Raw genomic sequence first — 8,021 nt, forward strand, 5'->3', positions numbered from 1 at the left:
GTGACGATGCCGGCGAGGAGCGCCGGGCCGGACGCCAGAAGGGCGCCGACGCTCACCGTCGCGCCGAGCAGCGCGACGGCCACCTCGAGCAGTTGCTTGGCACTGAACGCGATGCCGGCCTGGAACCGCGGACTCGGCTGCCAGACCGTGCGGAGACCGAGGCCGAACAGAATCGCGAGGACGAGCGCTTCGATGTAGGGATGACCGAAGCTCCGCTCCTCGAGAGACTGGATGCCCGCCGCGACGACGGCGATGGTCAGGCAGAGCAGGACCCCCGGCAACAGGTCGGAGACCGAGCCGGCCTTTGCTCGCGGGTTCGCCAGCGCGTCCCGTGCCGCCGTCCTCAGGCTCATGCCGATGGTCCTGTTCGATACCTGTCCGAACGACGACGCGTTCTCGGTGGTTGACGCCTGGGCGGAACCGTTTCCGCCCAGGCCGTTCGCGAAAGCCTCAAGATCCGCTGGCGCCTTGCGTGCGATCGGTCAGGCGAGGCTGGCGGACGGGGCCGAGCGCCGCGCGATATGCGCATTGCGGTAGAGCGTCAGCGCGCCCACGATCGAGAACATCGCGGCGCAGGCGAGCCAGAGGCCCGGCATCGCCTTGTTGCCCGATGCGTGGATCAGGTAGGTGCAGATCGCCGGCGTGAAGCCGCCGAAGATCGCCTGGGCCAGGCTGTAGGCGAGCGAGAAGCCGGTGGCGCGCACCTCGGCCGGCATGATCTCGGTCAGGGTGACGACCATGACGCCCTGATAGCCGCCGTAGAGGAACGACATCCACATCAGCGTTGCCAGGAGCCGGCCGAAGGACGGGTCGGACACGAGCCAGGCCATGACCGGGTAGGCGGTGATGCCGATCAGCACCGAGAAGGTCAGGAGCACCGGCAGACGGCCGACGCGGTCCGACACCGCGCCCATGACGGGAACCCATACGAAGTTCGCGAGGCCGACGCAGACCGTGACGATGAAGCTGTCCTGGTCGCTCAGCCCGAGCACTTGGCGCGCGTAGGTCGGCGTGTAGGCCGTGATCATGTAGAAGAACACGCTCGTCAGCGTGACGAGCAGAACGGCCTTGAGGACGATCGCCCAGTTCTGGAGGAGCGAGCGGTAGATCTCGCCGAGCGTGACGCGACGATGCTTGGCGCGCTGGGCGAAGTCCTCGCTCTCCTGCATCGAGCGGCGGATCCAGAACAGCACCGGGATGATCAGGCAGCCGATCAGGAACGGGATGCGCCAACCCCAGCTGAGCATCTGCTCCTCGGTGAGGAGGCCGCGCAAGGTGACGCCGATCACGGCGGCGAACACGACGGCGACCTGCTGGCTCGCCGACTGCCAGCTCACGTAGAAGCCGCGGTTCCCGGGCGTGGCGATCTCGGACAGATAGACCGACACGCCGCCGGATTCGGCGCCCGCCGAGAAGCCCTGGAGCAGGCGTCCGATCAGGACGAGGATCGGGGCGGCGATGCCGATCGAGGCGTAGGTCGGCGTGAAGGCGATCAGGGCAACGCCGACGGACATGATCGCGAGGCTCATGACCAGGCCCGCGCGTCGTCCGTGCCGATCGATGTAGGCGCCGAGCACGATGGCGCCGAGCGGGCGCATCAGGAAGCCGACGCCGAACGTCACCAGCGACAGCATCAACGAGACGAACTCGTTGTCGTTGGGGAACACGGCCTTCGCCACCGCGGCGGCGTAGAAGCCGTAGACCATGAAGTCGAACATTTCGAGGAAGTTGCCGCTGACGACGCGGAAAACGTCCTTCTTCGTCGGCGGCTTTCTCACCGTGGCGTCCATGTTCCCTCTCCCGACAATGGGGTGGTTGTGATCCGGGTCTTCCCCGGAGTCGATGAACAGCACCCGATTGTTCTATTATATGGAACGCCGTATCACCTTTCACTACGCTATTGAATGAGTCCATTCTTCGTCAATCGAAAAAATGCAGCATAGTACCGGCGTTTGTTCACCCGCCCGACAATCTTCGTAAGGATTTCGCCAGTTGACCGATCCGCGGCCTTGACGCGCCTCGGCGTTCGGCACTAGCCTTCTGTGGAACGCTGTATCGAATAGTGGAACGATGGACAGCACGCTGATCAAAGGCCTGACGGTTCTCGAGCATCTCGCCGGCAGCGAGGCGCCGCGCGGCGTCAGCGACCTGGCCCGCTCCCTGAACCTCACGAAGAGCAACGTGCACCGCACGCTGCAGACGCTGGTGGCCGCCGGCTACGCCCGCGCCACACCGGCCGGCACCTACGAGTGCACGCTGAAGCTGTTCGAGCTGGCGAGTTCCGTCCTGGCCCGTATCGACGTGCGGCAGGTCGCGGAGCCCTACATGCGGTCGCTGGCCGAGCGGACGCAGGAGACGATTCACCTCTCGCTCCTCGACAAGGCGGATGTCATCTACCTGCACAAGATCGAGAGCCCGCACCCGGTGCGGGCCTATTCCTCGATCGGCGGCCGCGCGCCGGCCTACTGCGTGGCCTCCGGCAAGGCGCTGCTCGCCTATCAGGAGGAGGCGCTGGCGCACCTGCCGGAGGTGCTTCAGGTCCACACCTCCCGGACGATCCCGAGCCTGGACCTCCTGCGCCGCGAGCTCGAACAGGTCCGGATCCAGGGATTCGCGATCAATCGCGGCGAGTGGCGTGAGGGTGTCTGCGGGCTCGCCGCCATCGTCCACGATGCGATGGGACGTCCCGGCGCCGCGATCGGCATCTCCGGCCCGGCCGACCGCCTGAACCCGGCCGCCCTGCGCCGATACAGCGATGTCGTCGTCGACGTGGCCCGCAGCCTGTCCCGGGCGCTCGGCTACAATCCCATCACCCTCTCGTCACACCACGCGCCGCGAACCGCTCAGGGTCACGCGCCCTCGGGCGCGACCGCCGAATTCGCCTGATCGAAGGAGTAAGGCTTTGCGACCGCTTTCCGGTATCCGGGTCATCGAGTTCTGCAGCGTCGCTGCCGGTCCGTTCTGCGCCATGCTCCTCGCCGACATGGGCGCGGACGTCATCAAGGTGGAGCACCCGGAGGGTGGCGACTCCATGCGGGCCTGGCCCCCGATCAGCGAGGGCTACAGCGAGAACTTCGCCTCGCTGAACCGCAACAAGCGCTCGGTCACGCTCGACCTCAAGGATCCGGCCGACAACGCGCGGGCGCGGGATCTCATCCGCTCCGCCGACATCGTGCTGGAGAACAACCGCCCCGGCGTCATGCAGCGCCTCGGCCTCGACTACGCGACCGTCAGCGCCGACCGGCCCGCCCTCGTCTACTGCTCGATCTCGGCTTACGGCCAGGAAGGGCCGCGCTCGAAGGAGGCCGGTTTCGACCTGACCCTGCAGGCGATGAGCGGCGTGATGAGCGTGACCGGCGAGCCCGATGCGCCGCCGGTCAAGTGCGGCGTGCCGATCTCGGATTTCGGCACCGGGCTCTACGCGGCCTACGCCATCGCGGCCGCCTTGCTGGAGGCCCGCGCCACCGGCCGGGGCGTGCATATCGACGCCTCGATGTTCGGCGCCTCGCTGGCGATGGGCGCGCTCCAGACCAGCGAGTATTTCGGCAGCGGTCGCGATCCTCGTCGGCTCGGCTCCGCGCACCCGCGTAACGCCCCCTACCAAGCCTTTCGCGCCAAGGACGGCTACTTCGCGATGGCGGCGGGCAACAACGCGCTCTATCGCTCGGCCTGCGATGCGATCGAGCGCCCGGACCTGTCCGAGGACCCGCGCTTTGCCTCGACGCTCCTGCGAGCGCAGAACCAGGGCGAGCTCCTCGAGATCCTGGAGACGCTCTTCGCGGACTTCACCTGCGAAGAGCTTCTGGCGCGTTTCCGCGCGGCCGGCGTGCCCTGCTCGCCGATCAACAGCTACTCCGAGGCCCTTGCCGACCCGCAGGTCGCGCATATGGGCTGGGTGCAGCCGGTGCGGCTGCCGTCGGGTGTGGAGACCCGCACCTTCGTTTCCCCGCTGCGGTTCTCCGGCGAAGGATTCCCGATCTACCGCGACCCGCCCGCTCTCGGCGAGCACAACGAGGACGTGTTCGGAGCCGAACGGCCGGCAGCCGCCCTGGCCCGGACGGCCTGAGGAGGATCCGCGATGAGCGAGCTTCTCGTCGAGCGCGACGGCCCGACCCTGATCCTCACGCTGAACCGGCCGGACAAGATGAACGCGCTCTCGGCCACTTTGGTCGAGGCCCTGCTCGAACAGGTCGCCGAGGCCGGCCGCACCGGCATCCGCCTGCTCGTGCTCAAGGGCAACGGCCGCAACTTCAGCGCCGGGTTCGATTTCGGCGGCTACGAGGAGCAGTCCGAGGGCGATCTGGTTCTGCGCTTCGTTCTCGTCGAGCATTTGCTGCAGGCCGTCCGTCACGCGCCCTTCGAGACGATGGCGCTGGCGCAGGGGCGCAACTTCGGCGCCGGCGTCGATCTGATCTGCTCCTGCGGGCGCCGCATCGGTGATCCGGGCGCGACCTTCCGGATGCCGGGGCTCGCTTTCGGCCTCGTGCTCGGCACCCGCCGCTACGCCGAGCGCGTCGGCGAAGCCCGCGCCCGCGCGGTCCTCGGCGACGGCCTCGTCTTCGACGCCGACGAGGCGCTGCAGGACGGCTTCCTGACGGGCCGCGTCGCGATCGCGGAATGGCCGGAAGCCGTCGCGAACGCCGTCGAGGCGGCGTGCCGGCTCTCGCCCGAAGCGGCCGCGGCCCTCTACGGCGCGACCACGGCCGACACGCGGGCGCAGGACCTTGCCGACCTCGTCACCTCCGCCGCCCGTCCGGGGCTCAAGGCGCGCATCGGCGCCTACCGCGCCCAAACATCGTCGCATCGGGAGAAGCGCCCGTGAGTCTCGGCACGCCGAAGATCGTCCCCCTCAAAGACCTCGCCGCCCGCGTGACCGACGGCAGCTCGCTCGCCCTCGGCGGCAGCTTCCTGCACCGCGGCCCCTTCGCCCTCGTGCGCGAGCTGATCCGCCAGGGGCGCAGGGACCTGGAGGTCATCAAGCAATCCCCCGGCTACGATATCGACATCCTCTGCCGCGCCGGGGCGCTCGGCCGGGCGCGCGCCGGCATCGTCGCGATGGAGGGCAATTTCGGCCTCGCACCGTGGTATCGGCGCGCGGTCGAGACCGGCCAGATCCGCCTGGAGGAGCATGCCTGCGCCAGCCTTACCGCGGGCCTGCGCGCCGCAGCCTTCGGCGTGCCCTTCATGCCCTGCGGCGGGATTCACGGCTCCGATCTGCCCGCCCTGAACGGCTGGAAGACGGTCGAGGACCCCTACGGCGGCGGCGAGACGGTCTACGTCATCCCGCGGATCACCCCGGACTTCGCCGTCATCCACGCAAACGAGGTCAGCGAGGAGGGCGACGTACGCGTCTACGGCACCTCGCACTGGGATCGCATCATGAGCCGATCGGCCAAGCGCGTCCTCGTCGTCGCCGAGCGCGTCGCGTCGAGCGCGTCGTTTCGCGAACAGCCGGAGCTGACCCTCGTGCCCCATTTCCTCGTCGAGGCCGTCAGCATCGTCCCCGACGGTGCCTGGCCCGGCTCGTGCTGGCCGCACTACGCGGTCGATTACCCGGCGGTCGAGGCCTACATGGACGACGCCCCCGGCGTGCTCCAGGCCCATCTCGACGCGGCGCCCGAGGCGCGGGAGGCGGCCCATGTCTGAGTGGTCCCCCTTCTCCTACGTCGTGACGAACCTCGCCCGCTTCGTGCGGCCGAACGAGATCACCTTCAGCGGCGTCAACTCGGCCCTGCCGATGCTGGCCTGCCTGCTGGCCAAGCGCGCCTACCCGTTCGCCTTCACCTACATCAACGTGGCGGGCGGCGTGGATCCGAGCCCGTCGATGGTGCCGATCTCCTCCTCCGACCCGGTGCTGGCGGAGGGCTCCCGGTCGATCTTCGCCAACGAGGATTTCTACGACCTCTGCACCCGCGGGCAGATGGATCTCTGCTTCCTCGGCGCGGCCCAGATCGACGGGCTCGGACGCACCAACGTCTCCTGCATCGGCGATTGGCACGCCCCGAAGGTGCGCCTGCCGGGCGGCGGGGGCGGCGCGGTGATGCTGCCGACCGCGCGCCGGGCGGTGACGTGGCGAACCGAGCACTCGCGCCGGACCTTGGTCGAAACGCTGGATTTCGTCACCGCCTCCGGCGGCATGCACGGCGTGGTGACGCCGATCGCCGTCTTCACGAAACGCGACGGCCGCCTCGTCCTGGCCTCCTGGCATCCGGAGGCGAGCCTCGACGAGGTGCGGGATCGGACCGGGTTCCGCTTCGAGGCCGACGGCGCAGAGCCGACGCCGCCGCCGACCCCGGCCGAAGCGGAGGCGCTCGCCGCCCTCGACCCCGACGCCCGGTTCGAACGCGATGCGGCGATCCGGCTGCGCTGAGACAAGAATCATAACGGGAGGAGCGAGGGCATGACGGACTCGATCAGCGCGCGCCTGCGAGAGGCGATCGCGCAGCATGCGCAGGCCGGCCGGACGGCCATCGCCGGACCTGCAACCGTCACCTACGCCGAACTGGCTCGGCTGATCGACGGCTATGCCGCGGGGATCCGCGATTGGGGCATCGAGCGCGGCGCCAAGGTCGGCCTCATCGCACCGAAGAGCGTCGCCGCGATCGCCGCCTATTTCGGCGCGATGCAGGCGGGCGCTTGCGTCTGCTTCATCGAGCCCGGACTCGCGCCCGAGGTCGTCGCCGAGCAGGCGCAGACGGTCGGCATGCGCCACCTCGTCGTCGATGAGAGTCTGATCGACCGCTTCGCCGATCGATCGCCCGAGAGCCCTTCGGTGCGGGGTTTTAGCACTCTGAACGGCGGCGGCGCCTTCATCGACGACGGCCTGGGCAGCGACGACAGCGCGATGCTGCTGTTTACCTCGGGCAGCACGGGCCGCCCGAAGGGCGTCGTCCTGCGTCACGGCAGCCTGATCTGCAATGCGGACGGGGTCCTGCGCCACACCGGCACGAATCCGCGCGACCGGCTCCTCCACGTCATGCCGCTCTACCACACCAACGGCGTCAACAATCAGCTGATCGTCCCCTTCCTGGCCGGCGCCAGCCTGATCCTCCACGACCGCTTCAGGCCGGAGACCGCCATCGAATCGCTGCGGAACGACGGGCCGACCTACATGACCGGCGTACCGACGATCTACGCGCGGATGCTCCCGCATCTCGAACCCGGCGAACGGTTTGCGACGCTCCGCTTCCTCCGCTGCGGCTCGGCACCGATCACGCCGACGCTTCACCAGCAGATCGAGGATGCTTTCGGCGTACCGCTGCTCGTCTCCTACGGCCTGTCGGAGGCGACCTGCACCTCGACGATGAACCCGCCCGAGCATCGCAAGATCGGAACGATCGGCACGGTGCTGTCCGGGCAGACCGTCCGCCTGTTCGATCCCGCCACCAACGCCGAGGTGGCGCACGGAAGCGAGGGCGAGATCCGGATCTCGGGGCCTGCCCTGATGTCGGGCTATCTCGGGAGCACGGAGCAGCCGATCGTCGACGGCTGGCTGCGGACGGGCGACCTCGGGCGGTTCGACGCGGACGGCTTCCTCTCGATCACCGGCCGCATCAAGGACGTGATCATCCGCGGCGGCGAGAACATCTCGCCCGCTCTGATCGAGCGTCACCTGACGACCCATCCGGCCGTCCGCGACTGCTGCGTGGTGGGGGCCCCGGACGCCGATCTCGGCGAGGTGCCGGTCGCCTTCGTGGTGCTGAAGGAGGGGGAACGCCTCGACGAGCCAGCCCTCAAAGCTTTCGTGAAGGGCTCGCTCGCGCGGATCTACGTCCCTGCCGAGATCCGGGGCATCGATGTGCTGCCAACGAACAGCGTCGGCAAGACCGACCGGAAGGCTTTGCGGACCGTCCTGGCGGTCGATCCCCATCGCTGACGAAAGCCGGTTGATCGCCTCGGACTCTCCTCCGCCTCACGACGACGGGGTGGGGCAGGGCCCGAGGTGATCAACCAAAAACCGCCTCAGGCGATGCGAAGGGCGTGGATCAGGACAAGGCTGACGGCCAGCAGCAGCGCGAGGG

General features: G+C 68.7%; 8 protein-coding genes. 6 read left to right on the forward strand and 2 right to left on the reverse strand.

Annotation, left to right across the window (positions count from 1 at the left end; genetic code table 11):
* Positions 1-353, reverse strand: a 353-nt coding sequence (locus MFF42_RS15575; RefSeq protein WP_238256556.1) for a putative sulfate exporter family transporter, incomplete at its 3' end; no start/stop codon positions are given.
* A 129-nt stretch (positions 354-482) separates the two neighbouring features.
* The gene (locus MFF42_RS15580) at positions 483-1,790 is read right to left on the reverse strand and encodes an MFS transporter (protein WP_238256557.1); all 1,308 of its coding nucleotides are present in this window, start codon (positions 1,788-1,790) and stop codon (positions 483-485) included.
* A 280-nt stretch (positions 1,791-2,070) separates the two neighbouring features.
* On the opposite strand from MFF42_RS15580, the gene MFF42_RS15585 reads away from it, so the two are divergent.
* Genes MFF42_RS15585 through MFF42_RS15610 form a run of 6 tightly spaced genes read left to right on the forward strand, consistent with a single transcriptional unit; the run spans position 2,071 to position 7,876 of the window.
* Entirely contained in the window at positions 2,071-2,886 is an 816-nt protein-coding gene (locus MFF42_RS15585) for an IclR family transcriptional regulator (protein ID WP_238256558.1), read from the forward strand.
* A 16-nt stretch (positions 2,887-2,902) separates the two neighbouring features.
* Positions 2,903-4,066 (forward strand): CaiB/BaiF CoA transferase family protein, encoded by a 1,164-nt coding sequence (locus MFF42_RS15590; RefSeq protein ID WP_238256559.1) that lies wholly within the window; start codon positions 2,903-2,905, stop codon positions 4,064-4,066.
* Positions 4,067-4,078: 12 nt separating this feature from the next.
* Positions 4,079-4,822, forward strand: coding sequence for an enoyl-CoA hydratase/isomerase family protein (locus MFF42_RS15595; protein WP_238256560.1), 744 nt, complete (start codon positions 4,079-4,081; stop codon positions 4,820-4,822).
* Positions 4,819-5,646 carry a CoA transferase subunit A gene (locus MFF42_RS15600; protein ID WP_238256561.1) on the forward strand — a complete coding sequence of 276 codons (828 nt, stop codon included), beginning with the start codon at positions 4,819-4,821 and terminating at the stop codon, positions 5,644-5,646. The genes MFF42_RS15595 and MFF42_RS15600 overlap by 4 nt, the downstream gene beginning before the upstream one ends.
* Positions 5,639-6,370 (forward strand): CoA-transferase, encoded by a 732-nt coding sequence (locus MFF42_RS15605; RefSeq protein WP_238256562.1) that lies wholly within the window; start codon positions 5,639-5,641, stop codon positions 6,368-6,370. Before MFF42_RS15600 ends, MFF42_RS15605 begins: the two co-directional genes overlap by 8 nt.
* A 30-nt stretch (positions 6,371-6,400) precedes the next feature.
* Positions 6,401-7,876, forward strand: coding sequence for a class I adenylate-forming enzyme family protein (locus MFF42_RS15610; RefSeq protein WP_238256563.1), 1,476 nt, complete (start codon positions 6,401-6,403; stop codon positions 7,874-7,876).
* Positions 7,877-8,021 lie beyond the last annotated feature (145 nt).

This window comes from Methylorubrum podarium, assembly GCF_022179745.1.
Lineage (GTDB): Bacteria > Pseudomonadota > Alphaproteobacteria > Rhizobiales > Beijerinckiaceae > Methylobacterium > Methylobacterium podarium.

What these genes read in the sequence shown, in the direction of transcription:
- MFF42_RS15585 (WP_238256558.1), top strand. Translation starts at nt 2,071, where the DNA reads ATGGACAGCACGCTGATCAAAGGCCTGACGGTTCTCGAGCATCTCGCC.
- MFF42_RS15595 (WP_238256560.1), top strand. Translation starts at nt 4,079, where the DNA reads ATGAGCGAGCTTCTCGTCGAGCGCGACGGCCCGACCCTGATCCTCACG.
- MFF42_RS15580 (WP_238256557.1), bottom strand. Translation starts at nt 1,790, where the DNA reads ATGGACGCCACGGTGAGAAAGCCGCCGACGAAGAAGGACGTTTTCCGC.
- MFF42_RS15610 (WP_238256563.1), top strand. Translation starts at nt 6,401, where the DNA reads ATGACGGACTCGATCAGCGCGCGCCTGCGAGAGGCGATCGCGCAGCAT.
- MFF42_RS15605 (WP_238256562.1), top strand. Translation starts at nt 5,639, where the DNA reads ATGTCTGAGTGGTCCCCCTTCTCCTACGTCGTGACGAACCTCGCCCGC.